This window comes from Herbaspirillum rubrisubalbicans, assembly GCF_003719195.1.
Classification (GTDB): domain Bacteria; phylum Pseudomonadota; class Gammaproteobacteria; order Burkholderiales; family Burkholderiaceae_D; genus Herbaspirillum; species Herbaspirillum rubrisubalbicans.
Map to the genome: position 1 here is coordinate 4,141,971 of NZ_CP024996.1, position 25,715 is coordinate 4,167,685.

21 protein-coding genes are annotated in these 25,715 nt (G+C 56.9%); 10 read left to right on the top strand and 11 right to left on the bottom strand.

Features of this window, described 5'->3' with window-relative positions; all coding sequences use genetic code 11:
* Positions 1-72: 72 nt before the first annotated feature.
* A complete protein-coding gene (locus RC54_RS18365) occupies positions 73-864 on the bottom strand; it encodes an enhanced serine sensitivity protein SseB C-terminal domain-containing protein (protein ID WP_244216372.1) in 792 nt (263 codons plus the stop codon).
* A gap of 419 nt (positions 865-1,283) precedes the next feature.
* Here RC54_RS18365 and RC54_RS18370 point away from each other — a divergent pair, with 419 nt between their 5' ends.
* The 5 genes from RC54_RS18370 (at position 1,284) to RC54_RS18390 (ending at position 4,859) form a co-directional block, all read left to right on the top strand.
* Positions 1,284-1,676 carry a lysozyme inhibitor LprI family protein gene (locus RC54_RS18370; RefSeq protein WP_061790350.1) on the top strand — a complete coding sequence of 131 codons (393 nt, stop codon included), beginning with the start codon at positions 1,284-1,286 and terminating at the stop codon, positions 1,674-1,676.
* An 854-nt stretch (positions 1,677-2,530) separates the two neighbouring features.
* Positions 2,531-3,337: a hypothetical protein gene (locus RC54_RS18375; protein WP_244216373.1), complete on the top strand. Its 807-nt coding sequence runs from the start codon at positions 2,531-2,533 to the stop codon at positions 3,335-3,337.
* Positions 3,338-3,382: 45 nt separating this feature from the next.
* A complete protein-coding gene (locus RC54_RS18380) occupies positions 3,383-3,826 on the top strand; it encodes a hypothetical protein (protein ID WP_061790352.1) in 444 nt (147 codons plus the stop codon).
* 54 nt (positions 3,827-3,880) lie between these two features.
* The gene (locus RC54_RS18385) at positions 3,881-4,135 is read left to right on the top strand and encodes a hypothetical protein (protein WP_061790353.1); all 255 of its coding nucleotides are present in this window, start codon (positions 3,881-3,883) and stop codon (positions 4,133-4,135) included.
* On the top strand, positions 4,116-4,859 hold the full coding sequence (locus RC54_RS18390) for a C39 family peptidase (RefSeq protein WP_082803182.1): 744 nt from the start codon (positions 4,116-4,118) through the stop codon (positions 4,857-4,859). Before RC54_RS18385 ends, RC54_RS18390 begins: the two co-directional genes overlap by 20 nt.
* Positions 4,860-4,918: 59 nt before the next feature.
* Here the strand turns inward: RC54_RS18390 and hrpA are convergent, their stop codons facing one another.
* Positions 4,919-8,974 (bottom strand): ATP-dependent RNA helicase HrpA, encoded by a 4,056-nt coding sequence (gene hrpA, locus RC54_RS18395; RefSeq protein WP_061790354.1) that lies wholly within the window; start codon positions 8,972-8,974, stop codon positions 4,919-4,921.
* A gap of 174 nt (positions 8,975-9,148) precedes the next feature.
* Here hrpA and argA point away from each other — a divergent pair, with 174 nt between their 5' ends.
* From argA to RC54_RS18410, 3 genes are all read left to right on the top strand, one after another.
* The gene (gene argA, locus RC54_RS18400) at positions 9,149-10,462 is read left to right on the top strand and encodes an amino-acid N-acetyltransferase (protein WP_026052214.1); all 1,314 of its coding nucleotides are present in this window, start codon (positions 9,149-9,151) and stop codon (positions 10,460-10,462) included.
* Between the two features lie 95 nt (positions 10,463-10,557).
* Positions 10,558-10,833: an oxidative damage protection protein gene (locus RC54_RS18405; RefSeq protein WP_017453994.1), complete on the top strand. Its 276-nt coding sequence runs from the start codon at positions 10,558-10,560 to the stop codon at positions 10,831-10,833.
* A gap of 141 nt (positions 10,834-10,974) precedes the next feature.
* Positions 10,975-13,722, top strand: coding sequence for a M16 family metallopeptidase (locus tag RC54_RS18410; protein WP_061790355.1), 2,748 nt, complete (start codon positions 10,975-10,977; stop codon positions 13,720-13,722).
* 82 nt (positions 13,723-13,804) lie between these two features.
* Here RC54_RS18410 and RC54_RS18415 read toward each other — a convergent pair whose 3' ends face one another.
* From RC54_RS18415 to RC54_RS18430, 4 genes are all read right to left on the bottom strand, one after another.
* Positions 13,805-15,271, bottom strand: coding sequence for an IS1182 family transposase (locus RC54_RS18415; RefSeq protein ID WP_244216356.1), 1,467 nt, complete (start codon positions 15,269-15,271; stop codon positions 13,805-13,807).
* Positions 15,272-15,380: 109 nt separating this feature from the next.
* On the bottom strand, positions 15,381-16,052 hold the full coding sequence (rpiA, locus tag RC54_RS18420; protein ID WP_061790632.1) for a ribose-5-phosphate isomerase RpiA: 672 nt from the start codon (positions 16,050-16,052) through the stop codon (positions 15,381-15,383).
* Between the two features lie 109 nt (positions 16,053-16,161).
* Positions 16,162-17,925, bottom strand: a complete 1,764-nt coding sequence (locus RC54_RS18425; RefSeq protein WP_061790631.1) for a cation:proton antiporter — start codon at positions 17,923-17,925, stop codon at positions 16,162-16,164.
* Positions 17,926-18,390: 465 nt separating this feature from the next.
* A complete protein-coding gene (locus RC54_RS18430) occupies positions 18,391-18,903 on the bottom strand; it encodes an Lrp/AsnC family transcriptional regulator (protein ID WP_017453998.1) in 513 nt (170 codons plus the stop codon).
* Between the two features lie 202 nt (positions 18,904-19,105).
* Between RC54_RS18430 and RC54_RS18435 the strand changes: the two genes are divergently transcribed.
* Positions 19,106-20,248, top strand: a complete 1,143-nt coding sequence (locus tag RC54_RS18435; RefSeq protein ID WP_017453999.1) for a branched-chain amino acid ABC transporter substrate-binding protein — start codon at positions 19,106-19,108, stop codon at positions 20,246-20,248.
* A gap of 196 nt (positions 20,249-20,444) precedes the next feature.
* Here RC54_RS18435 and RC54_RS18440 read toward each other — a convergent pair whose 3' ends face one another.
* Entirely contained in the window at positions 20,445-20,771 is a 327-nt protein-coding gene (locus RC54_RS18440; protein WP_061790630.1) for a hypothetical protein, read from the bottom strand.
* Positions 20,772-21,039: 268 nt separating this feature from the next.
* Here RC54_RS18440 and RC54_RS18445 point away from each other — a divergent pair, with 268 nt between their 5' ends.
* Positions 21,040-21,540: a GtrA domain-containing protein gene (locus RC54_RS18445; protein WP_061790629.1), complete on the top strand. Its 501-nt coding sequence runs from the start codon at positions 21,040-21,042 to the stop codon at positions 21,538-21,540.
* A 372-nt stretch (positions 21,541-21,912) separates the two neighbouring features.
* On the opposite strand, the gene RC54_RS18450 is transcribed toward RC54_RS18445, so the two are convergent.
* The 4 genes from RC54_RS18450 to RC54_RS18465 form a co-directional block, all read right to left on the bottom strand.
* A complete protein-coding gene (locus RC54_RS18450) occupies positions 21,913-22,152 on the bottom strand; it encodes a hypothetical protein (protein WP_061790628.1) in 240 nt (79 codons plus the stop codon).
* A gap of 619 nt (positions 22,153-22,771) precedes the next feature.
* Positions 22,772-23,455, bottom strand: coding sequence for a hypothetical protein (locus tag RC54_RS18455; protein WP_244216374.1), 684 nt, complete (start codon positions 23,453-23,455; stop codon positions 22,772-22,774).
* Entirely contained in the window at positions 23,452-24,597 is a 1,146-nt protein-coding gene (locus tag RC54_RS18460) for a hypothetical protein (protein WP_061790626.1), read from the bottom strand. The genes RC54_RS18455 and RC54_RS18460 overlap by 4 nt, the downstream gene beginning before the upstream one ends.
* Complete coding sequence (locus tag RC54_RS18465; RefSeq protein ID WP_244216375.1) at positions 24,594-25,667, bottom strand: PD-(D/E)XK nuclease domain-containing protein; 1,074 nt, start codon at positions 25,665-25,667, stop codon at positions 24,594-24,596. The genes RC54_RS18460 and RC54_RS18465 overlap by 4 nt, the downstream gene beginning before the upstream one ends.
* Positions 25,668-25,715 lie beyond the last annotated feature (48 nt).

Sequence of the window (25,715 nt, forward strand, 5' to 3'; positions counted from 1 at the left end):
TTCAAAGAATCCGGCATTTTACGCGAAAAATGCCCAAACATGGCTGAACCGGCGCGGTTCTGCCTGTCTGGGCTAGCGTGCGCGCCCGAACAAGGATTTGAAAAAGCCCACGCGCTGGCGCTCATAGAAGGGCTTCAGTTCGGTGAGCATGAAGTCGGCCACACTATGCCCATTGCCCGGCTCCACGCGCATCATGTCCACCGCCTCCTGCGGCCGGCCATGCTGGGCAATGACCGGCCCCGCCGCGCGGGCCACCTGCTCCATGTGGCTCTCGGGGGTATCGATCCCCAGCACCAGGGTCGGCTGGGGGTCGTGCGTGGGGTCATGCATCGTGGCCAGGTAGGCGGCCTTGACCTTGTCATCGCGGGCGAACAATTGCGACAGCTTCTCCAACATGACGGTGGGCGGCTCGGCCGGCGCCCCCAACCGCACCGTGGTCTCGGCACCGATGGTGCGCGCTACCGGTGTGCCACCGTTATCTTCTTGCAGCACGTGGGCGACTTCGCCGGGCACGAAATACTTGCTATAGGGACTATCGGGATTGAGGATGAACACGCTGCGCCCATCCCCGCACATGCGAAACAGTTCGCGCACCGTCATGGACAGGCAGGGTGCGCCGGGCTCGAAGGCGCGTTCGAGGTCTTCCATGGTGCTGAACATGGGCAGCATCATGCTGCCATCCTCCCCCGGCCAGCGCATGATCTGCACTTTTCCGCGGTCACCGTCTTCCGGCAAGTGACCGCGCACGAAGACGGTGGCGTCCAGCACCAGGCGATAAAACGCCGGCCGCGCCTCAGGGTCGTTCTGGGCGCGGACCAGGGCTTCTTCCAGGGGATTCAGAGGGCGTGCGGGATCGGTTTGCATGGTTTTCTTTTCTTTCTGGTTGTTGAGGATGACCATGTCGCCCCATGCAGAGGTACGCGGGCAAGGCGCCACTTCGAACCTTTACCGGAAAGAAGGTTCCCATGAGGCGGGAGCTCAATGACAATAAACGCCCATTTCTTTCAGGAAAAACCATGCATTTCCTGACAAGATGGCTGCAACGACTGACCCGCTGCTGGCGCAGTCAGAACAACGGGCAATGCAGGGCTGACATCGGAAACAGCTGACTCAGATTCATCCCCGTCTTTGCAGGACTGCCTCAATGCTTTCCTGGCTTCCCCGGCGAGGAAAAACTTCCCTCAACATCCGAATACTTTTTATATCGATTCGCCAGATTCCTCGATTCAATATCGTCAGCCATGCGGGCTATTTGACGATCCCTTTTCTCATCTACACGACCGATGAAAAAGACAATATCCACGTTCATTCTCTTCTCACTATCAGCGCTTCATGCCCAAGCATCCGACTGCAGCAAAGCCAGAAACTTCGCTGAAACTGAAATCTGCAAAGACCATTTACTGAGTGCGCTCGACATGACGCTAAACAGGAATTACCGCGTCATGATGGCCTCGGATATCGGGACGGTTGCCCGGAAAAATCTCTCTGCTTCGCAACGGCTCTGGCTTCAGGAAAGAAACAGATGCAAGGACAAGGAATGCATCACTACCTTGTACAAACGCCGACTTGCCGACATCTGCGACTACCCAGTTATCGCAGGCGTTCATCCGGTCTGCGATGAATTCAACGATGTTGTAGAGAACGATTTGCAACGACATGACGGTGAGAAAAGATGACTCAAGTATCTATCGACATCATCGATTTTTGCCCTATCTCTTTCCTGTTTTGATCGCACGAAAAATTATCAACGCTAAGACTGAGTAAAGAAGAAAATCGGCATCATCTCTGACCGATTTTCACCTCAACGACGTCCATTCACTTCGCGAACCAACAGCATCACACCAACCCAATCTTTTAATCGAGGCGCGCAGGATAGCCGTCTGCCAACCCATAAACATCGTTGTAAAAATTGGGCTTTTCGGCTTATCGAACAAATAGTTTTCCGTATTTCATTAACGCACTGATCAAATCCCTTCGGATTTGATCACCCGCCGCTATGCCTGCTCATGATGGCAAAGCTGTACGACATCGCTGTAGTTCTACATCAGCTTCAACAAGATTTTTGCCGCACGTCCTTCAGTATCGAGACCATTCTCCTGGCGGGAAGAAGAAACTCCATGCGAAACCTATCTGGTCCCTACCGACATGGTAGCCAACCTGACTTTCCTTCATTGGAAGCATATTCAAAAAAACTTCGCGTTCTTTGCACGAATTCCAAGAGCATCTCTCTCGCGAATCACTTCAAATTCATCCCCGCTTTTTCTCCGTTACATAAATTTTGTTCCATATTAAAAGCACAGAAAAAACGTAATCAAGAGTTCGAATCTCTTCGATAGAAATTGGCGAGCATAAATAATCTAATGCCACCACCTAGTTCAAACATCCGTACCAAGATAGAGAAAATCGCAATATGAGTAGAGAAAAACCAAGAATCGCTAAGAGGCCCGGAATCGATATTACTAACAAAAAACATGTCTTATTATTGGTGGCGTTATTGACATACAGCCATTCTGCATCAGCGGACTTACCCTTGACTATTGATGACCTTGTTACAGAAAAAGGTAAGGTCAAGATTGATGTATCGGTAGCCTATGCCAATAGTGATAGACAAGGCGTATCCACTGGCGAACCGATCACGGTGCAGACAGGAGAAAACTCATTTGTTACGTTACCGACACTGATCGGCGAGAGTCGCGGCAACAGCGATTCGCTGGTAAGCACCGTGGGATTACGCTATGGATTAACTAACAAAGCTGAAATTTTCTTCCGTACCTCGTATCTGTATAGCAGCACCAGAAAGAGAGATCTATCCAGAACAACCAGCGACAGCGAAAGCCAGTTTTCGGATACATGGGCGGGCGTCAACTATCAACTCAAAGAAGACAACGGCACACCGGCCTTGCTAGGTTTTGCAGAGATCGCCTTACGAGAAAGACATACGAGAAGCAGCAGTTCTTTCCATTCCTTCCTGCTAGGCTTTACTGCCCACACAGCGCTTGATCCCATTGTGTTTTCCCTTACCACTGCCTATCGCTTCAACCAAAGCCGCAACGATGGAGAACAAGACTATAAGCCCGGCAACTTCTTGTTGATCCATCCTGGCATCGCCTTTGCTGTCAACGATCATGTCACTTTGACTGGCGGCATGCAGTGGGTCAATCGTCAAGCGGATAAATGGGATGGAAAGGCTCAAGGATTCCGACGTACAAGCAGCGCCTTGTTACTTGGCGTGGGATATGGCATTTCAAAAGCAAGCACCATCAACATCACTCTGAAATCCAATGTCTCAGGTTCAAACGAGGCGGACCTGAGGCTCAATTGGCTGCACACGTTTTGACGTCTGCCGGTTGAAATCTTGCCTTGACTCCCCCTAAGGATAGATATGAAATTAAAACAAATCATCATAGTAGGCGCCCTGTCTGTCAGCACGGCTCCCCTTGTCTACGCGAAGGAAATAGCATCAGAGCCATTGCCGCAATTCACAATGACGGACGCTGAAGCTCTATTTGAAAACGATACTAAGTCCATGCAATTAGCAGCGCTTTCACCTCAAGAAATGAAAGAGACTGAAGGAGCGTGGGTGAATTTCGCCGTTGGCGGGGCTATCGGCTTTGGGTCCTATGCCTTAGCTAATTACGTCACCAATCGACCAATTACCTGGCAAGGTTCGCTGTATTCAATCGGTACGGGGGCGCTTACCGGCGGAATGGGTGGTGCGCTAATACGCGCATCTGGCGGAGGCCTTGCCGGACAGATCGCCTGGAGGCCCAATATCCTGGCGTCCAACTTTGGTGCCTCACAATACAGCCGATATCGTGGTTGGTAATTAACTAAAAGGATGAGATGAGGTGCGAACTCACCTCATCCTTCAGGAGATGCTATGAGCTTGATAGTTGCATTGACAGAGATGCTAGGTGGCATGCTGGCAGAATATTCAATACAAAAGAAATGGAGTAAGGTCAAAATATTCTTTGTAACGAGCGCCATTTTTTTCGCTACTTCTTTGGTCAACCTTCTTGTTTTTGAACATGGAAGCGGGGTACTTTTGGCCATCTCAGGGTCAGCCATCTTAGGGGTAAGTCTCGGCATTTTTTTTGTACTGACCATTTATATACATGAAAAAACCAAGAAGTAAGAAGCTCTACTCTTTAAGAACCGACGCACTTTCATGCATCCTTTCTCTGACCAGCCTCTTTGCCCCCAGCTCTGCTTTCTCTTTAGACCTGCCCGGTTATTTAGGAAAGAAAAATCCGCCTGACAGCATTCTTCTGCTAAACACGCATACTGCCCAAATCAGCATTGCCATCAGAAGCTGGAAGAGCCTACGCGATGTAGATGTAGTCAAGCAAGACTTCGACTACTCGTGTAGTGCGGCATCCCTGGCAACCTTACTCAACGGGTTTTACGGTCAGTCTCTCACTGAGGAGTCTTTGCTCAAGGCGATGGACAAGGGCGACTTGAAGGCATCTTTCGAAGACATGCAAAAGATACTACCGAGATTCGGATTCAAGGCGCAAGGATTTGCTGCAAGTTATGAGCAACTGGTCAAGCTCAAAGCGCCAGTCGTGGTGTATCTCAAACACCGCAAGGATGATCACTTTTCGGTTCTGCGCGGCATCAATGAGAACATGGTCTGGTTAGCAGATCCTAGTCTTGGAAACAGAACGTACAGCAAGGCTCAATTTCTGGAAATGTGGCAAACCAGGAACGACAAGGAACGCGAAGAATTATCTGGAAAGATTCTGGCCATTTTGCCGCTCAACAGTAAGGTGTCAAGCAACTCAAATTTCTTTTCAAAGAATCCACGTCGGCAGACTATCCAAGCAGTTGAACAATCGAAAATCCTGATGTTTCCATAAGAACCGCTGGGATAGAGCACAGGCAGGACGAAGAGCAAGCCCTAGCATCCTTCTCATCTTCACCGCTGCATACTCTCCCACACCTTCTGCAAGCGCTTCACCGACACCGGCATGGGGGTCTTCAATTCCTGCGCGTACAGGGACACCCGCAATTCCTCCAGCATCCAACGAAATTCCGTCATCTTGGGATCGGCACGGCCAGCGCGGTCCTTGAGACCACGCTGATACGGCAGGGCCACCGAATTCCACTCTGCCAGCAAGCGCGTATCGCGGGCCGGGTCGGCGCGCAACTTGTCCAGCCGCACGTTGATGGCCTTGAGGTAACGCGGATAGTGGCTCAGGTTGCCATAGTCGGTCTCGGCCACGAAACGCTTGCCCACCAGTTGCGACAATTGCGCCTGCATGTCGGCCGCCGCCTGGGCGTGGGCCTTGATGCCTTGCAGCTTCTTGGGCAGCGAGTGGTACTCGGCCAGGATCAATCCACACAGGCGGGCAATTTCATTGACCAGCAAACCCAGCCGCGCCTTACCCTCATCGCGGCGACGGTTGAATTCGTCGGCGTTGCGCGGCAGCGGGTCTTGCAGGAAGGCGCGTTCCAGGCCGGCATTCAATATCTGTTCACGCAACTCTTCCTGCGTGCCCAGGGCCATGAACTGCATCCCCATCTGCTGCAGACCCGGGATGTTCTTTTCCAGGTACTTGAGCTGTTCCTTCATCTGCAGGGCGAACAGGCGACGCAGACCGGCGTAATGGAAACGCGCAGCCTCGGTGGGGTCATCGAACACTTCCAGGTCGCAATGCGTGAGCCTGTCCACCAGCGCCGGGAAGCCGATCAGCGTCTGCGCCTGCTTGCCGCTGCCACGCGTGATCTCCAGCAGCTCGGGCAATTCACCAAAGCTCCAGCTGGTGAGATTGCTGTACTCGCCCACCGAAGCAGGCGCAGCCGGTGTCGCGATGGTCGCGCCCCCCTTGCCTGCGGCGGCCGCAGGCAAAGGTGCCGCACTATCCTCGTCCTCACGCGGGGCAATGGCCACCTGCTCGGCCAGCTTCTGGAACTGCTGGCGTGCCTGACCGCCGAATTCGGCTTGCAGCGCGGCCAGGTTGCGGCCCATCTCCAGTTGCCGTCCATGTTCATCGACGATCTTGAAGTTCATCGCATGGTGGGCCGAGAGCGTCTCCTGCTTGAAGTCGCTGGGCTTGACCAGGAGCGTGATCTGCTCGCGGATGTCGGCGATGATGGCGTCGATCAGGTTGCCGCGACCAAAGGTCTTGCGCTCTTCCATGCGCTCGCAGAAGCGCGCGGCATAATCGGGCAGCGGGACACAGTGGCGGCGCAGCTTTTGCGGCAGAGACTTCAACAGCAGGTGGACTTTTTCCTTCAACATGCCCGGCACCAGCCACTCGCAACGATCCGCGGAGACCTGGTTCAATGCATACAGCGGCACGGTCAGCGTCACCCCATCGCGCGCGGCACCCGGTTCGAAGTGATAGGACAGCGCCATGGCAATACCCGCCACATTCATGGTCTTGGGGAAGAGCTCGGTGGTCACGCCCGCCGCCTCGTGACGCATCAGGTCGTCGCGGTTCAGGTAGAGCAGCTTGGGGTCGGCTGCCGTGGCCTGCTTGTGCCACTTCTCGAAGTCCACGCCATTGCAGATGTCCTGCGGGATCAGCTTGTCGTAGAAACCGATGATCAATTCATCGTCCACCAGCACGTCCAGGCGGCGCGACTTGTGTTCCAGGTTTTCGATTTCGCGCACCAGCTTCTGGTTGTGCGCGAAGAACGGGGCGCGGGTCTCGAAGTCGCCACCGACCAGGGCATCGCGGATGAAGATCTCGCGCGCCTCAACCGGATTGATGTTGCCGTAGTTGATGCGGCGCTGGCTGTACACCACCAGGCCATACAAGGTGGCGCGCTCAGAGGCCGTCACTTGCGCGGCGCGTTTTTCCCAGCGCGGTTCGCCCCAGGATTTCTTCAACAGGTGGCCGCCCAGTTTTTCCAGCCATTCGGGCTGGATGTTGGCCACGCAACGGGCATACAGGCGGGCGGTGTCGACCAGCTCGGCCGCCATCACCCAGCGACCGGGTTTCTTGGTCAGATGGGCGCCGGGCCAGATGTTGAACTTGATGCCGCGCGCGCCCAGGTATTGCGCATCCTCTTCGCTCTTGAAACCGACGTTGCCCAACAAGCCGGTCAGCAGGGCCAGGTGCAATTGGTCGTAAGTGGCCGCTGCTTCGTTCAAGCGCCAGCCCTGTTCCTTGACGATGGTCAGCAGTTGCGAATGGACATCGCGCCATTCGCGCAGGCGCAGTTGCGACAGGAAATTCTCGCGGCAGTGTTCCTGCAACTGGCGATTCGATTTCTTGTGAGCGATGGCGTCTTCGAACCACTTCCAGATCTTCAGGTAACTGGCGAATTCGGATTTTTCATCGGCGAATTTCTTGTGCGCATTATCGGCCGCATTCTGCGCATCCATGGGCCGGTCGCGCGGGTCTTGCACCGACACCGCGGCGGCGATGATGAGCAATTCGGTCAGGCAGGCATTGTCGCGGCCGGCCAGGATCATGCGGCCCACGCGCGGGTCCAATGGCAGGCGCGCCAGTTGCTTGCCCAAGGGTGTCAAGCGATTGACGCCGCCCTGCTCTTCGACTGCGCCCAGTTCCTGCAGCAACTGGTAGCCATCGGCAATGGCGCGCCCCAGCGGCGGCTCGATGAAGGGGAAGCTCTCCACGTCCATCAGGTGCAGCGACTTCATGCGCAGGATGACCGAGGCCAGCGACGAACGCATAATCTCGGGATCGGTGAACTTGGGACGTTGCAGGAAATCCTGTTCGTCATACAGACGGATGCACACGCCCGCCGCCACCCGGCCGCAGCGACCAGCGCGCTGGTTGGCAGCCGACTGCGCCACCGGCTCGATCTGCAATTGCTCGACCTTGTTGCGGTAGCTGTAACGCTTCACCCGCGCCAGACCGGCATCGACCACATAGCGGATCCCGGGCACGGTCAGTGAAGTTTCCGCCACATTGGTGGCCAGCACGATGCGGCGGGCGTTGCTGGTCTTGAAGACGCGCTCCTGCTCCTGCGCCGACAGGCGCGCAAACAGCGGCAGGATTTCCACATGCGGTGGATGATGCTTGCGCAGCGCTTCGGCAGCGTCGCGGATTTCACGTTCGCCCGGCAGGAACACCAACACGTCGCCCGAACCGATGCGCGCCAGTTCATCGACGGCATCGACCACGGCATCCATCAGGTCGCGCTGTTCGCGGTCCTTCTGGGCCTGGCTGGCGCGTCCCTCGGCACGCGCACGGGCTTGCGCCACTTCGGTGGAGACGCCGCTGCGATCGGCATTGTCGATAGGGCGATAACGGATTTCCACCGGGTAGAGGCGGCCGGAGACCTCGATCACCGGCGCCGGCACCAGCTCGCCCTTGAGCTCACGCCCGAAATGGCGGGCGAAGCGGTCGGCGTCGATGGTGGCCGAGGTGATGATGATCTTCAGGTCGGGACGCTTGGGCAGCAACTGCTTCAGATAGCCCAGCAGAAAGTCGATGTTGAGGCTGCGTTCATGCGCCTCGTCGATGATGATGGTGTCGTACTGGCGTAAGAGCGGATCGGTCTGGGTCTCGGCCAGCAGGATGCCGTCGGTCATCAGCTTGATCCAGGCGCCCTTGGACAGGGTGTCGTTGAAGCGGACCTTGTAGCCGACCAGCTCGCCCGGTGGCGAATTCAATTCCTGGGCGATGCGCTTGGCGGTGGAAGAGGCGGCGATACGGCGCGGCTGGGTGTGGCCGATCAAGCCCTTGGCGCCACGGCCCAGTTCCAGGCAGATCTTGGGGAGCTGGGTGGTCTTGCCGGAACCGGTCTCACCGCTGACGATGATGACCTGGTGTCGGCGCAGCGCCTCGGCGATTTCATGGCGGCGGCCGGAGACCGGCAGCTCTTCCGGGAAGGTCACCGGAGGCAGCGGATTGCGTACCGGCGGCGCGGCCTCGCTGGCAGGCTCGGCGCGGCGGGGTCCACGCGGCTCGCGCGGGCCGCGTCCACGATCCTGTTGCGGGGTCTGCTGGGGCTGGGCGCCAGGGGGAGTGTTGGGTGCTTTGGTAACGGACATGAGGCCGACATTATACCTGCCACCGCCCGCCCGGTCAGGCTGCAGGCGGCTGCTCGGCCGATGATGCCGGTTTGACGGCAAGCTGGCTCCGGTTTGCAACATCTGCACAAGAAATCTGCCCCGAACCGGCCCGCAAGCCTACGCCCGGGCGCGACGCTGGTTATAATGCGCGACATGGAAAAACAGACCGAATTCGTCAACTGGCTGCGCTCCGTCGCGCCCTATGTCCACGCCTTCCGCGGCAAGACCTTCGTGGTCGCCTTCCCGGGTGAGTTGGTCACGGCCGGCGGCTTGCAAGTCCTGGCCCAGGATCTCTCGCTGCTGCACGCGCTGGGCATCCGCGTGGTGGTGGTGCATGGCTCGCGCCCGCAGGTGGCCGAACAGCTGGCGCTGCGCAATGTCGAGGCGCGCTTCCAGAATGGCCTGCGGGTGACCGACAGCGCCGCCCTGGAATGCGCCAAGGAAGCCGCCGGCGAGCTGCGCCTGGACATCGAGGCCGCCTTCAGCCAGGGCTTGCCCAACACGCCCATGGCGCATTCGGCCATCCGCGTGATCTCCGGCAACTTCGTCACGGCCCGCCCCATGGGGGTGATCGATGGCGTGGACCTGCAACTGACCGGGGTGGTGCGCAAGATCGCCGCCGATGTCATCCAGCCCATCATGAATGCCGGCGGCATCGTGCTGCTCTCGCCGCTGGGCTTCTCGCCTACCGGGGAAGCCTTCAATCTGACCATGGAAGACGTGGCCGTGTCGGCCGCCATCGCGCTGCGCGCCGAAAAGCTGATCTTCCTGTCGGAAACGCCGCTGATGAAGGACGCAGCCGGCGCCGAAATCCGCGAGCTGTCCTCGCACCAGGCCGAGGCCGTGCTGTCGGCCGGTTTCCTGCCCTCGGACGCCGCCTTCTACCTGGCCAGCGTGGTCAAGGCCTGCAATGCCGGCGTCTCGCGCGCCCACATCGTGCCCTTCTCCACCGATGGTTCGGCCTTGCTGGAACTGTTCACCCACGATGGCGTGGGCACCATGGTCACCTACGAAAACCTGGAAAGCCTGCGCCAGGCCACCATCGAGGACGTGGGTGGCATCCTGAAGCTGATCGAACCGCTGGAAGCCGATGGCACCCTGGTCAAGCGCGGTCGCGAACTGATCGAGCGCGAAATCCATTACTTCTCGGTGATCGAGCACGACAACGTCATCTTCGGCTGTGCCGCCCTCTATCCCTTCCCCAAGGAAAGGATGGGCGAGATGGCTTGCCTGACCGTGAACCCGGAAGTGCAAGGCCAGGGCGACGGCGACCGTATCCTGAAGCACATCGAGACCCGCGCCCGCGAAGCCGGACTGACCAAGCTCTTCGTGCTCACCACCCGCACCTCGCACTGGTTCTTGAAGCGCGGCTTCGTGCTGGCAGGCGTGAACGACCTGCCGCAGGATCGCCAGCAGATCTACAACTGGCAACGCAAGTCGCAGGTATTGATCAAGAACCTGTATTGAATTTTCGTCGGGACGTGAGCAGGCTCAACCGCTGACACCAATCGCAAGGCCAGCCACGACCAACGAGCTCCACCTTAACGAACCAAGGAATCGACATGGCACGCATGGTCCATTGCATCAAACTGAACAAAGAAGCAGAAGGCCTGGATTTTCCGCCCTATCCGGGCGAGCTGGGCAAACGCATATATGAAAGTGTCTCCAAGGAAGCCTGGGCCGCCTGGCTCAAGCACCAGACCATGCTGGTCAATGAAAACCGTCTGATGCTGGCCGATGCCCGCGCCCGCAAGTACCTGGCGGCGCAGATGGAAAAGCATTTCTTCGGCGAAGGCGCCGATGCGGCCGCCGGCTACGTGCCGCCGCCCAGCGAGTAATCGCCCCGCGCAGTACTGCTACCCACGCCGCCCTGGTTCGCCACGGCGGCGTTTGTTTTGCGGTGTTGATTCTGCCTCTTCTGCCTCTCTGGCTGGCGCTACAATGCCGGCTCCGATTCCGACTTCCTGCTGGAGCTCATCTTGTCCTTGCGTCATCTGCGCCTTGCCATCCTGTCCGTCAGCTTCGGCTTCATCCTCGCCGCGCCCGCCTCGCAGGCGGCCACCTCGACCCTGGCGCTACCAGCCGGCGTGAGCGCCGGTCCCAGCGCCGAGGGCATCAGCGAATACCACTTCGCCAATGGCTTCAAGCTGCTGTTGCTGCCCGATGACTCCAAGCCCACGGTCACCGTCAACATCACCTATCTGGTCGGCTCGCGCCACGAGAACTATGGCGAGACCGGCATGGCGCATCTGCTGGAACACCTGATGTTCAAGGGCTCGCCGCAACATCCGGCGATCCCGCAGGAGTTCAGCAAGCGCGGCATGAACTTCAACGGCACCACCTGGCTGGACCGCACCAACTACTACGAAAGCTTCCAGGCCGGCCAGGACAACCTGCAATGGGCCATCACCATGGAAGCCGACCGCATGGTCAATTCGAAGATCGCGCGCAAGGATCTCGATAGCGAAATGACGGTGGTGCGCAACGAATACGAAGCCGGTGAAACCTCGCCCGCGCGCGTGATGCTAAAGCGTATGCAAAGCGTGGCCTACGACTGGCACAGCTATGGCCGCAACACCATCGGCGCGCGCAGCGATATCGAGAACGTGCGCATCGAGAACCTGCAAGCCTTCTATCGCACCTACTACCAGCCCGACAACGCCGTGCTGATCATCGCCGGCAAGTTCGAGCCTGGCCAGGTACTGCAATGGGTCAACCAGAGTTTCGGTCGGCTGCCCAAGCCCAAGCGCAAGCTGCCCGCATTCTGGACCGTGGAGCCGACTCAGGACGGTGAGCGCCAATTCACGATCCGCCGCCGCGGCGACCTGCAACTGGTGGCGCTGGGCTACAAGATGCCCTCCGCCTTGCACCCGGATGCCACCGCGCTCTCCTTTGCCAGCGACATCCTCACCGACACCCCCAATGGCCGCCTGCACAAGTCGCTGGTGCAAACGGGACTGGCCACCGAAGTCTATGCGATGCCGCTGGCCGGCTATGCACCGGGCTTGCAGATCATCGTCGCCAAGCTCAAGGCCGGGGCCGATATCGAACCGGTCAAGCAAGCCATGATCGCCACCGTCGAATCCTTCAACAGCAACCCGCCCACGGCCGAGGAAATGGCGCGCCTGCGCCGCGAAAGCGCCAACAACTTCGAGACCTTGCAGAACAATCCGCAACAGATGGCGGTAGCCATGTCCAATGCCATTGCACGCGGCGACTGGCGCCTGCTCTTCATCGAACGCGACCTCGAACAGCGCTTGAGCAGCGCCGACATTGCCACCGCCGCCGGCAAGTACTTCCGCCGCGATAACCGTACCGTCGGTCTGTATATCCCGGAAGATCATCCGCAGCGCGCCGAGATACCACCCGCGCCCAGCGTGGACGCATTGCTGGCGCAATACCAGCCGCGCGCGCCCATCGCTGCCGGCGAAGCCTTCGATCCGGCACCGGGCAACATCGAACAGCGTACCACCCGCATCGCCCCTGGACAGCCACCGCACGCCGCCCTGAAGCTGGCGCTGCTGCCCAAGCAGTCACGCGGGCAGACGGTCTCGGTGAGCATGAACCTGGAGTTCGGGGATGCCGACAGCCTCTTCGGCCAGCGCGCCGTGGCCCAGCTGACCGCGGCCATGCTCATGCGCGGCACCAGCACACTGGATCGCCGCCAGTTGGCCGATGAATTCACGCGCCTGAAGATCAACGGCAACGTCTATCGTTTCCAGACCACCCGCGAGAACCTGAACGCGGCCATCGCCCTGGCGGGTGAAGTATTACGTCATCCGCGCATGGACCCGGCCGAATTCGCGCAATTGAAGAATGAAACCGTGGCCGCGCTGGAAGCCACCCGCAAGGAACCCGACGCACGCGCCGCCGAAGCGCTGCAACTACACTTCGACCATTACCCGGCCGGCGACTGGCGCGCCGCACGCACGCTGGAAGAGCGCATTGCCGCCGTGCAGGCGGTCACGCTGGAACAGGTCCTGGCCTTCCATCGCCGCTTCTATGGCGCCTCGCATGGCGAAGTGGCTATCGTCGGCGACTTCGATGCCCAGGCTGCACGCAGCGCCATCGACCAGGCCTTCGCCAGCTGGTCCAGCGCCGCACCCTATGCGCGCATCCTGCGCACCTGGTCCGATATCGCGCCCGAGCGCATCCTCATCGATACCCCCGACAAGGAAAATGGCGTCTATCTGGCGCGCCAGAATCTGCGCCTGCGTGATGATGACCCCGACTATGCGGCGCTGGTCGTGGCCAATTACCTGCTGGGCGCATCCAGCCTGAAGTCGCGCCTGGGCGATCGCGTGCGCCAGCAGGATGGGCTGTCCTACGGCATCAACAGCGGCCTGCAGATCGGCGCCATCAGCGACGCCGGTTACCTTGTCATCCACGCCATCGCCACACCGCAGAACATGGACAAGGTCGATGCCGCCGTGCGCGAGGAACTCGAGCGTCTGCTCAAGGATGGCTTTAGCGAGGATGAATTATTGCGCGCCAAGTCCGGCATCCTGCAACAGCGCAACCAGCAGCGTAGCAGCGACGGCGGCATGGCCACCGGCTGGACCGCCCTGCTGAACCTGGACCGCAGCTTCCTGTGGCAGCAGCAGCTGGACCTGAAGCTGGCCGACCTGACGCTGGCGCAATTGAATGCAGCCGTGCGCAAGTACATTGACCCGGCGCGCATGACGGTGGTGATGGCACGCGATGCGGCCAAGGCCGCACAGCGCTGATGGACAAAAAAATGGCCGTGTCACGCAGACACGGCCCAGGTTGATGACGAACCCCGTGTTTTCGAACACGGGGTTTTGTTTTTCAGGCGCAGGTAATTTGCAGATGGTCGATGGCGCAGAAGCCAAGCAAGGCGCGCATTTTTCGCTGTAGCCACTTTTGTACGCTGGCAGAGGCGCTCAAGCCGTGTAAAAGCGCGCGCAAGCGCGCCACCAACAGGGCAATCTTCTTCATGTTCTGGGCCGCCGCCGCCAACAAGCACTGCTCGGCGACCTTGCGCAATCCCCGCATACGGGCATAACGATGTCCGTGCAATTGCTTGGCGTCGGCGAAGCTGCGTTCTACCGTTTCCTTGCGTCGGGCATAGATGCGCTTGCCCCATTCGGTACGACGCCGATCATCCACCTTCTCCTTGGAACGCTCCCACACATGGCGCGTCACCACCTTGACCGCATTGGCGCTATTGGTGCATTGCTCGCGTACCTTGCAGCCTCGGCATTGCTCAGGGTTGGATTTGTATTCCCGATACCCCAGTCGATTGGTCGTGCTGTAGCGCAAGGGTTGACCCTGCGGGCAGATGTATTCGTCACGGTAGGCATCGTACTCATACGCCCGTTTAAAGAATGTCCCCGGCTTGTGGTTGGGTGTGCGGTAGCCCATCACGCCGCTGATCTCGCGATTCTCCAGTCCCTGGCAGACGGCCGGTGTGAAGTAGCCCGCATCCAGGCCAACGGCCTGTACATCAAATCCGAACGTCTGGCGCTGACGATCCAGGCGCGCCAGATAAGGCTGACTGTCATGGACTGAGGCGGGCGTGACATGGGTATCGGTAATGATGGAATGCTTGGCATCGACGGTGCGGTGATCCAGGTAGAAGAAGCCCTTGGGCTTGTCGTCGCGCACCATGTAGCCACTCTCGGGATCGGTGCGACTGACCTTGATCTCTTTGGTGGGCGGCTCATCATCGTCGTCACGCTTGAGCGGTTTCTTGCCATGCTCGGCACGGTCGATATCCACAGCGGCATCCAATTCGGCCAGATAGGCCGAGGGGGTCTGGGTAACTTGAACGTAGTCGAACTTGTTCTTGTTGGCGTTGGCCTTGAGGTGGGTGCTGTCGCTGTAGAGCACACGGCCATCGACCATGCCGCGTCCAATGGCCTGGCGCACGATCTCGTCGAAGATCTCTTGATAGACGGTGGTATCAATGAAGCGGCGGCGCCGGTTCTGGGAGAAGGTGGAGGAGTCCGGTACCTTGTCGGTCAAACGGAATCCGGCAAACCAGCGATAGGCCACATTGACCTGGACCTCGCGGATGAGCTGGCGCTCGCTGCGGATACCGAAGAGGTAACCGATGAACAAGAGCTTGAAGAGTACCACCGGGTCCAGTGCCGGGCGGCCATTGTCGGCGCAATACAGATGCGCCACCTTCTCTCGGATGAACTCGAAATCCACCGCCGCGTCGATCTTGCGCAGCAGGTGGTCCTTGGGCACGAGCATCTCGATGGTCACCATCTCTAACTCGTGCTGGGCGGCTGTCGGTTTTTTGAGCATGACCGATTAAACAACAAAGCCTTGGCTCTCGCCAAGGCTTTGTCATCAATCTGGGCCGTGTCACGCAGACACGGCCATTTTTGATTGAGGCCAATACCAACCGGTCGTCTCAGAACTCCAGCTTCTTGACACCCTCGGCCGTGCCCAACAGGCAGACATTGGCCCCCTGGCGCGCAAACAGGCCATTGGTGACCACACCGACGATGTTGTTGATCTTGTCTTCGATGTCGGCCGGATCGGTGATGGACAGGCCCAGCAGGTCGATGATGTAGCAACCGTTGTCGGTCACCAGCGGCTGGCCATCCTTCAGACGCAGGCGCGGCTCACCGCCCAGTGCGGCCAGCTTGCGGGCCACCACGGCGTGCGACATCGGGATCACTTCCACCGGCAGCGGGAACTTGCCCAGCACCTCGACCAGCTTGGAGCCATCGGCGATACAGACGAACTTCTGCGCCACCGACGCCACGATCTTCTCGCGCGTGAGCGCAGCACCACCGCCCTTGATCATGGCGCCGGCACCATTGATTTCGTCGGCGCCATCGATATACACCGGCATGGTCTCGACCTCGTTGAGATCGAACACGGTGATGCCGTGCGAACGCAGGCGTTCGGCGGTGGCTTCGGAGGAGGCCACCGCGCCCTTGATGCGGTGCTTGATCTTGCCCAGCTCATCGATGAAGAAATTGGCCGTGGAGCCGGTGCCCACACCGATGATTTCGCCATCGACCACGTAGTCGATGGCAGCCTTGGCGACTGCCTGCTTGAGTTCGTCTTGAGTCATGATTGTGTATGAGTCCAACGTAGAGTCCAACGTAAAGTCCAACTTGAATAAGCCCTGGTTTCCGCTAACCGGAAACGAATAAATTCTCAATAAACGGGATGAACGCACATCAGTGCACATCATCCGGTTGCTCATCCAGCGTCTCGAAAAGCGCGATCTGCAAGCGGGAATGCAGCTTGACCAGCTTGCTCCACAGCAACCACAACAGCCCGGCAGCGGCCGCCAGCACGAAGGCCAGCAGGTTCAGGGGCGGCAGGATACTGGCGCTCAACACGAAGATCAGCAGCATGATGCCGACGATGGACATGATGGGCAAGACCTCCGAGACGATCTTGCGCACCCCCGAAGTATACGCTCCCGCGAACTCGGGCTTGACGCTGACCTCGGCCAACAGCATCGACAGCGCCTGCAGCTTGCGATAGGTGGCGATCAGGAAGGGCAACGACAGCACCAGCGCACAGCCCCAGATGATGGCCTTCTGCACGTCTGGATCGGGCGTCCAGGCCGAGAGCTGGCGCGACAGGCCATCGACGAAGAAGGCGCCGGCCAGGAACACCGCGATCACCAGCGCCAGGTTGACCATCACCTGCATCAGGATACGGCGGATGATGCGTGTCAACTCAGCCCGGTCGCCGGTAGGTTGCAGGCTTTCCAGCCAGCGCGAATACATGCCCAGCAAACCCGACACACGCGCCGGCACCAGCGTGACCGCCTTGGCCGAGAGCGGATCGGCGGCCTTGATGAGATAAGGCGTGAGCAAGGCGGTGACCGCCGAAACCGCCACCACGATGGGATAGAGGAAGTCGCTGGTGACCTTGAGGCTCTGACCCAGCGCGGCGATGATAAAAGAGAACTCGCCGATCTGCGCCAGCCCCATGCCTACGCGCATGGGCGTGCGCCCGCCCTGCCCGGCCAAGAAGGTGCCCAGGCCGCAACTGATGAGCTTGCCGAAGACCACGGCCAGGGTGATGACGGTGATCGGCATCCAGTACTTGACCAGCACGCTGGGATCGAACAGCAGGCCGATGGCCACGAAGAAGATGGCCGAGAACATGTCGCGGATCGGCTCGACCAGGCGTTCGATGCGATGCAACTGGCGCGCCTCGGCCATCACCGCGCCCACCAGGAAGGCCCCCAGCGCCACGCTGTATTGCAGCTTCATCACCAGCAGGCAGAAGCCGAACAGCACGCCCAGCACCGCCACCAGCAACATTTCGTCGCTCTTGAAGCGGGCGATGAACGCCAGCAGGCGCGGCACCGCCAGGATGCCCACCACCAGCGAGACCGTCATGAACAGCACCAGCTTGCCTACCGTAGTGAAGACTTCGGTGGAGTCCACCGAACCGCTGGTGGCTACCCCCGAGAGCAGCGCGATCATGCCGATGGCCAGGATATCCTCGACAATCAGGATGCCGAAGATGATCTGGGCGAACTTCTCGTTCTTCATGCCCAGCTCGTTCAAGGCCTTGACGATGATGGTGGTGGAGGACACGGCCAGCATGGCGCCCAGGAAGATGGCGTCCATCCGCTTCCAGCCGAAGTAGAGACCGATCTCGTAACCGATCCAGATCATCAGCAGGATTTCGGCAGCAGCGCCGATGAAGGCGGTGGCACCGACCTTGGCCAGCTTCTTGAGACTGAATTCCAGCCCCAGCGAGAACAGCAGAAAGATCACGCCCAGCTCCGAGAGGATATGCACGGTCTTCTCATCCTGGATCAGGTCGTAGGGCGGAGTATGCGGGCCGATAATGACGCCGGCCACGATATAGCCCAGCACCACCGGTTGTTTCAACTTGTTGAAGACGACCGTGACGATGCCGGCAATGAGCATGATGATTGCCATGTCCTGGATGAATAACTCGACTTCGTGCATCGTGCGGGATTTCCTTTCTGTAGAGATGAGGGCAAGTTCCAACAGGTCAGCGGGCCAGCGGTGCCGGGCAATGCTGCGCCTGGCGACTGCCGAGGCCGCGGACGGTGGATGATAGGGAATGCCGGTGCTGCTGACTGGCCGGCCTTGCGGGCGCCGGCGCTGGATGCTGATCTGTGTCCGCTCTTGCTGCCTGTGACCACGGTTGCCCGTGCGAGGACGCAGCGGCAGGAAGCTTCGCCGCACACTGCTGGATGCCCCGAAAATAACACATCTGACAAGTTCACTGCAATGCAAACAGTGTGCCTGCATTCGCGCACATGACTCCCGCAAGGCGGGAGCAAGGGGCCTGAAACTAAGTAAACTTAGTAAATCCAGTCGTCAGGCGCTATGAAAGAGGCGCTGCAGCTCTAAGGAAGCGCCATTGATGAGTCGGTTTCCAGCGCGGACCGACCGGTCCTGACCAGATCAGCCCGGCACCCGCACTTGCACCTCGACCGCCTTTTCGTCGAAGGCGATGCGGGTGGTGAACTTGGCCCGCTTCATAGGGAACCGTGACTGGAAATGACGCACATTACCGGAACCGGAGATCACACGTCTGACGAACTGGTAGTAGGCATCCATGTCGATGACATGCACCGCCAGGAAATAATCGTACTCACCCGAGACGAAATAGCACTGCATCACCTCGGCCTCCTTGGCCATGCGCTGCTCGAAGTCCTGCATGTGCTGGTCGGACTGGTTGTTGAGCGATATCTCCAGGAAGGCTAGCATTCCGTAACCCAGTGCGAACGGGTCCACCATCGCCACCTCGGCGCTGATGATGCCGGCCTCGCGCAGCTCGCGGATGCGGCGCAGGCAGGTCGGTTGCGAGATGTGCAGTTTCTCCGCCAGCACCCGCGTGGAAATCTGGTTGTCCTTTTGCAGCATGTTGAGCAGTTTGCGATCCACCTTGTCGAGCGTGTGAAGTTTGGCTGGCATGGGACAAATATGAAGATGATTTTCAGGTCAGCCGCGCAAAAAAAACTTGGCTTGGCCGATTCTTATGTTGTACCGTCGCATTATTCAGAAAGTCGGAGACGAAAGCAAAGCGGGACGCCCAGTCGCCGCAACAAAGATCTGAATAAACTGAGTTGTGAGACAAAACATTAAAAGTGGTCAATCCAATCTACAGAGGAATCCTATGAAACTCAAGTGCGCCATCCTTCCCTTAACTGCTGCAATCGGTATGGCATTCGCAGGCGCGGCGTATGCCCAGGAAGTCATCAAGATCGCTCACGTCGGCCCGCTCTCCGGCCCCAACGCCCACATGGGCAAGGACAATGAGAACGGTGCCCGCATGGCGGTGGACGAATTGAACGCCAAGGGCTTCACCATTGGCGGCAAGAAGGTCAAGTTCGAACTGCTGGGTGAAGACGACGCGTCCGATCCCAAGCAAGCCACGGCGGTAGCCACCAAGCTGGTCGACCAGAAGGTCGCCGCAGTGATCGGCCACCTCAATTCCGGCACCACCATCCCGGCCTCCAAGATCTACAGCGACGCCGGCATTCCGCAAGTCTCCCCCTCGGCCACCAATCCGAAGTATACCCAACAAGGTTTCAAGACCACCTTCCGCGTGGTCGCCAACGATGCGCAACTGGGTGCCGCACTGGGCAAGTATGCCGTGCAGAAGCTGGGTACCAAGCAGATCGCCGTCATCGATGACCGTACCGCCTACGGCCAGGGCGTAGCGCAGGAATTCGCCAAGGGCGCCAAGGCTGCTGGCGGCACCATCGTCGGCACCCAGTTCACCAATGACAAGGCCACCGACTTCAACGCCATCCTGACTTCGCTCAAGGGCAAGAAGCCGGACGTGATCTTCTTCGGCGGCATGGACGCCGTGGGTGGCCCGATGCTGCGCCAGATGAAGCAGTTGGGTATCAGCGCCAAGTTCATGGGTGGCGACGGTATCTGTACCGGTTCCCTGCCCGGCCTGGCCGGTGATGGCCTGGGCGACGACCAGGTGGTATGCGCCGAAGCAGGTGGCGTGGATGAAGCCGGCAAGAAGGGCATGGATGACTTCCGCGCAGCCTACAAGAAGAAGTTCGGCATCGACGTGGTCTACAACGCCGCCTACGCCTACGACGCCACCATGACGGTGGCTGACGCCATGGCCAAGGCCGGCTCTGCCGATCCCAAGAAGTACCTGCCCGAACTGGCCAAGATCAGCCACAAGGGCGTGACCGGCGTGATCGCCTTTGACGCCCATGGCGACGTCAAGGATGGCTCGCTGACCCTGTACACCTACAAGGGCGGTCAACGCACCCTGCTGGCGGTGACCAAGTAAGCACTGGACGGTCCATGCAGCGCAACGCCCTCGATGTGAATCGGGGGCGTTTTCGTTTGGGGTACGGGGTGGTTGTGGCGAGCAAGTCTGACCACTCCTGATCGCTCGCTATAAGTCATACGTAAATCGTATTGATCGTTTCCGTGATGGCCGGGCTTACCAAGTTTTTGGAATTTTTTGAATATAGGCGATTTCACTACTTGGCCAATTCTTTTTCCAACTCTGCCTTGCTCATCCCCGAGCGCCCCTTGATATGCCGGGCTGCCGCCTCGGCATAGAGCTGCTTGTAGGTACGACCACCCGCGCCTGTGTGCGAGCGCAAGCCACCGCGACGGGAGGGCGACATGTCCTCTGTGGAGGTCTTGCTGGCCGATTTGGATTCGCCGTGCTGCGCCCGCTCCTTGTTGACGGTACGCGCAGCAATTTCCTCCGCACGGCGGGTGCCGGTACCGCGCTTCACGGCGCTGGACTTGATGTGTTCATATTGACGTTCGCGCTTATTGCTCCATGCGGTCTGCGGCATGATGGCCTCCTGTTGGACTGAGCCCAGGCGTGATGGCGTCCCCGGGCGGTGGGGGTTCGAAGTTACCGCGTGCTTGTTTCCTATGTTAGGAAATGCCCTCTTACCTCGCCATTCCACAGTCGCTCAAAGCATTGTCAGACATATGGACCTGTCCAAATACGCGAATTTTGATGCTACATGGAAAGAATATTCATATCCCTTGATAAAAAACCTTTCCCACCCCGCTCAGTCCAACCGCTCTCAATCAAAAGACAGGCGGGAGGGATCGATGAAACAGATCATGGGCATCTTCGGGGTGGTACATGGAGTGATTGCTGTGTTGTTTGCCTTGGCAGCGCTGGCACTCATTGCCATTGCCGCGCGGATGGGATTTGAGGCGCTCACCGAAGGCATGGGATTGGCGCAGGCCCTGATTGAGGCCATCGGCATCCTGGCTGCTGCGGTCGTGGCTTTCCAGATTGCCGAGACCATCACCGAGGAAGAAGTCGTGCGCGACGCCAACATCAGCGCCCCGACCCGGGTGCGCCGCTTCCTGTCGCGCTTTTTCGTGGTGGTGATCGTCGCCCTGGCCATCGAAGGCTTGGTCATGACCTTCCGCGCGGTACACGAAGAAGCCACCGACCTGATCTATGCCGCCGCCCTGCTGGCCGGCACTGGGGTACTGTTGGCGGCCTGGGGTTATTTCATTTATTGCAACCGCGCTGCCGAGGAGCTGGAGCCGGACGCGATGAAAGAGGCCAAGGAAGAGGACAAGAAGATTGATGGATGAGGCTGGCGGACTGCAACAGCCGGGCTCCGGCGCGGCGGTCTGGTCGCCCGTTGGGGCAAATGAAGGGGATTTCCGCGCTGGGGGAGTGGAATTAGTGGAAAGAAACCGCTATAATCGCGGACTTTTGCTGATGTAGCTCAGTTGGTAGAGCAACTGATTCGTAATCAAATCTCACGAATCAGTAAATCCCGGCAGCGCATCAGGCATCGCAATCGATCCAGACTTCAATGAAAAAAGCCCGCACGAGCGGGCTTTTTTTTTCATCATTTCGACTTAATTTTATCGGACACAGATTGTGGAGTTGCGTCGAAAACTGACCCACTTTTAAATAAAGCGGCCCAATCGCCCCTTTATTATCCTGTATTGCACCGCTCAAGAAGCTTGCTGCCGAGCAAGCTCGTCCGCTTTCTCTGTCACAATCTTGGTGCGTTTCTCTACGGACTCATTTCTCCGCAGGGTGAACTCAATCTTATGCCCGCTTTTATCTAAAAGAACATAGCGGTCATTTTTTCTTATCTTTTTACCAACATAGCGAGAGACAACGCGCATCGCAGCCATTACGCTCACCATAGCGGCCGCATTGAGAAGAACACCAAGGATTTCGCTATCCATATCAAACTCCCTCCTTCAGCTCATTAAGCGCAATACCTACTACATAGAGTATAAAACCTATCCAGAATTTAGTGTCGATTGAAGCCAAAAATGTCCAACTCTGAGGCAATTTTCCACCGATACTTAGAAACACTGTTGCGATCCAACCTAAGAGACCTACGAATAAAGCTATCATGCCAGCCCTACGCAATGACTCGTCATATACAGAGACAAGTGCGAAGCCTGATGGCACAGTAACACCCGTAGCTGGAGCGACGGGCTTCGAGCTAAGTGTTGGAATTATTAGCCCTAAGGCACCAGCAGCACAACTGGAAGGAAAAAAGTCGTTTGCATCCGGACTCCCCATCGTTACTCGCATGAAATATTCCACCGGCCACAATACAAAGGGCAAAAGATAAATAGATATTCTAAAAAATCGTGACATAGTTCTTTGTTAATTAGATTTTTTGGACTGTTTGCAAGGCGGTCACCAAACTGCTAACTGCCCTTCTATGACAGCCACCTGCAGCGCATTAACATGCTGATATCAACCGTTTGTTCCCCATCAGCTTGGTCAAATTGACGAAACCACCTTTTCCAATGAGCAGCTTGTCGCCCGTTTGAATGAAGCATCGCACCGTCAAGAGCCGCTAATTAGCGCAGGAAGCTCCTGCTCCAATAGATCAAGCAGAAGGGGACTTAATTGACCGGCGATTTTCACTACCCCATTTGCAAAGATTGCAATGTTTCCTTTGACTCCCTGGTGCAGCATATCAAACGAAGCAAAATCTACGTTGTAACGCAATCCTTTTAAAGCTGTAACGTTCGCGACGTCAATCCCATATTTGGATACAAACTCCATCCGAGCAACAACCTCTTCGCCGACAACAGCACCCGAAACCTTCAAACCAATCAATTTTGACGAATCCACAGAGCCAAAAATAAGGGTGGGCTTTGAACGGCCGAAGGTAATGGCATCTGCTGAAAAACCGAAACCGAATAGAAGCTCCAATGCATTGAACAGCTCCCTCGAATTACGCCCCGGATTCTCAATCCGCAGAAAAAACGTGCCCTCTCTTTCAAATAAAGAGAAATCTTTGAAACTTATACTGTCAATCGCCTGATAGGTAGGTGATCCCTCACTATCAAGCGTCGACACTAAAACACGATCTCTCCACAAAAATCGATAACAACCATTTGCACTAGACAAGGTCTGGAAACCGAACTGTGCGTCGCTCGCGAAGGGATATAGCGCAAACAAGCTATTTTGGTCGCGATCTGCCTTCGGAATATGCAGTTGAAACCAACGATAGCGAGTATTCACACCCCCTCCTTTTTGCTTTCGTCACGAGGTTTTTTGTATTCTTCTTCCAGAGCCTCTTTGAGCAGCCTCGACTTGGCCTCAATCGCTTTGGAGATAATCTCTACTTCGTCTCGAAGAGCGCTTCTACGCTTAGTTGAGTGCGCACCGCTTTCCTCAAGAACGTAAACACCTGCGAGTAAAAAGGAGAAGCCACTACACGATTCATGATCTTCAAACAATGCCTCAATTTCATAGACACTGCCCCTCCCCCTCTGCTCAAGCACCGTCCATACGACTTTGACGATATAGTACTGACGCTCCTTCAACAAGTCGCTCAATATTTTTGAGCGAGTGACACCATTTCCCCGTAAGAAAACTCTCTCAACGTGGCCTTCGTCGCCGTCACCATCCTTACTGCTATCGTCATCTGCATCAACAAAACTGTCGCTCCCAGAATCTCCCTTACTAATTTTCGGCTTCTTTTTGTAAACATATACTTCAGACACGTCCTTTCGGATATAGCCTGGAAGGCTGTTCATCAACTCATGAAAGAATTTAGACCTGAGCTCAGGCGACGGAACAGAAAATAACGAAACCTCAGAACGCTTTAAAGGGCTATCCGATAATTTATCAACCTTGCCAAGAAGCGTGTCACGCACGTTATTGATATAGTCGCTCTGAGTGTTCCGAACACGGTATACCCCCCCGATTTTTACAAATTCAATTTCACCGTCGCGGACCTGAATTTGAGAAAACTCGCTTTTGCGATAATCGAAGCGTGTATAGCGAATATTAATTAATACGCGACCATCTTCTCGCGTGATCTGGACAATGTCCTGACCATCCTCCAACTCAGTTTTAAGAGCTGCAATCGCTTGTTGCAAATGCTCAAGGTCTAAACCTTCAACGTCCATTGAAGTGGTGCGCTCCTTACGTGCAGCTATCCCCAACCTTGCGGCAATAGCCTGATGATCCACATAGTCATGGCTCAACCGTGAGAAATAAGTCGCTAAAACCTCCTTCGACGTCTTCCTTCCAACAATAACGTTTCTTCTCAAAAGAAGATCTGTGACCGTCGGAATCGTAACTTTTTGCTGAGTCAGAGCATCGAATATGTTCTTATCTGATGCATAGTAAAGAGAAGGACCGAAACGCTTATTCATTCCCGCCACCCCATATTACCTGGCGTATAAGTGGACGTTACAGCAGTTAAGGGATCAATATGGATGCGATCCAAAATGGCAGCCCGAGTAGGGTCGAAGCCCCAGGCTTTGCTGTAACGATTCTTCGCAGAATGAAATAGGCTCTTAAGGTCTTCAGGAAGAATATCTGCAGTCACTCGGATTCTTATCTTTGCCTTCGATTCCAGCATCTGGTAGCGCGACAAACTATCAAGAAAATATTCAAATTCCTCAACCGACTCACAAGGACTATTGTAGTAAATCACATAACCGGCTTCGAAGGACTCAGAACCAGTATGTTTAATAATGAGGTAAGGTCCCGCCAATGACTCAACCGTAGCGGCCTGATTCCAGACGTCCCATTGTCGGCGCGAAATGACAAGATCCGGATAAAAGAATGTGTACTCTTGTGGGAGTTCACCCTCCCCCTTCAGCCGGATAAGGTCATTGGCTATGTTGTAAAGTCGCTGGATATCTAAAGGGCCCAAAAAATGCACAATAGACTGAGGCGGTAGCGGAAGCGCAGATAAGTCAATTCTTGCAAGCGCATCATTAAATGACTTTTTGTATTGATTATCATGGTTATGCACAAATAACATCCCTCGCACCTCGAATCGCTCCGACTCGTCAACTGAGTATTTGACCCGCCAATCGGAAGAAGCAGTAGCGCAATCCACAGTCATGCACAATGAGCGCAACGCATCGCGGACCTTAGGAGTACTTATGGAAGAATTGGAATAACTCTTCAGATCAGTATGAAGATAGATTCGTTTTCCCAAATACGGGTCTTCGTAGAAGAAAACAACGTCGCCCGGATGAGTGAGCTTGGGCGTTCCGCCATCTGATTTGTGCTCTGGATTATTGCACTTGAAGTTGTCGTCCCATTTTGGATGGGTTTTCCAAAGAAAATGTTTAAAAATGTCACGAGACAAAGTGTTGGCAATCTCGCCAATATTGACCGTTTCCGCCATAAATCCCCCAATTACATTTTTCTTAGCCCCTGATAACAACCATAGCATAGCAAATAACTTCTGGTTGGTTGACGGGTCCATTCACGAAATTCAAAAAACTTCGCCAAGCAAGAAAGTGGCATCGCTACT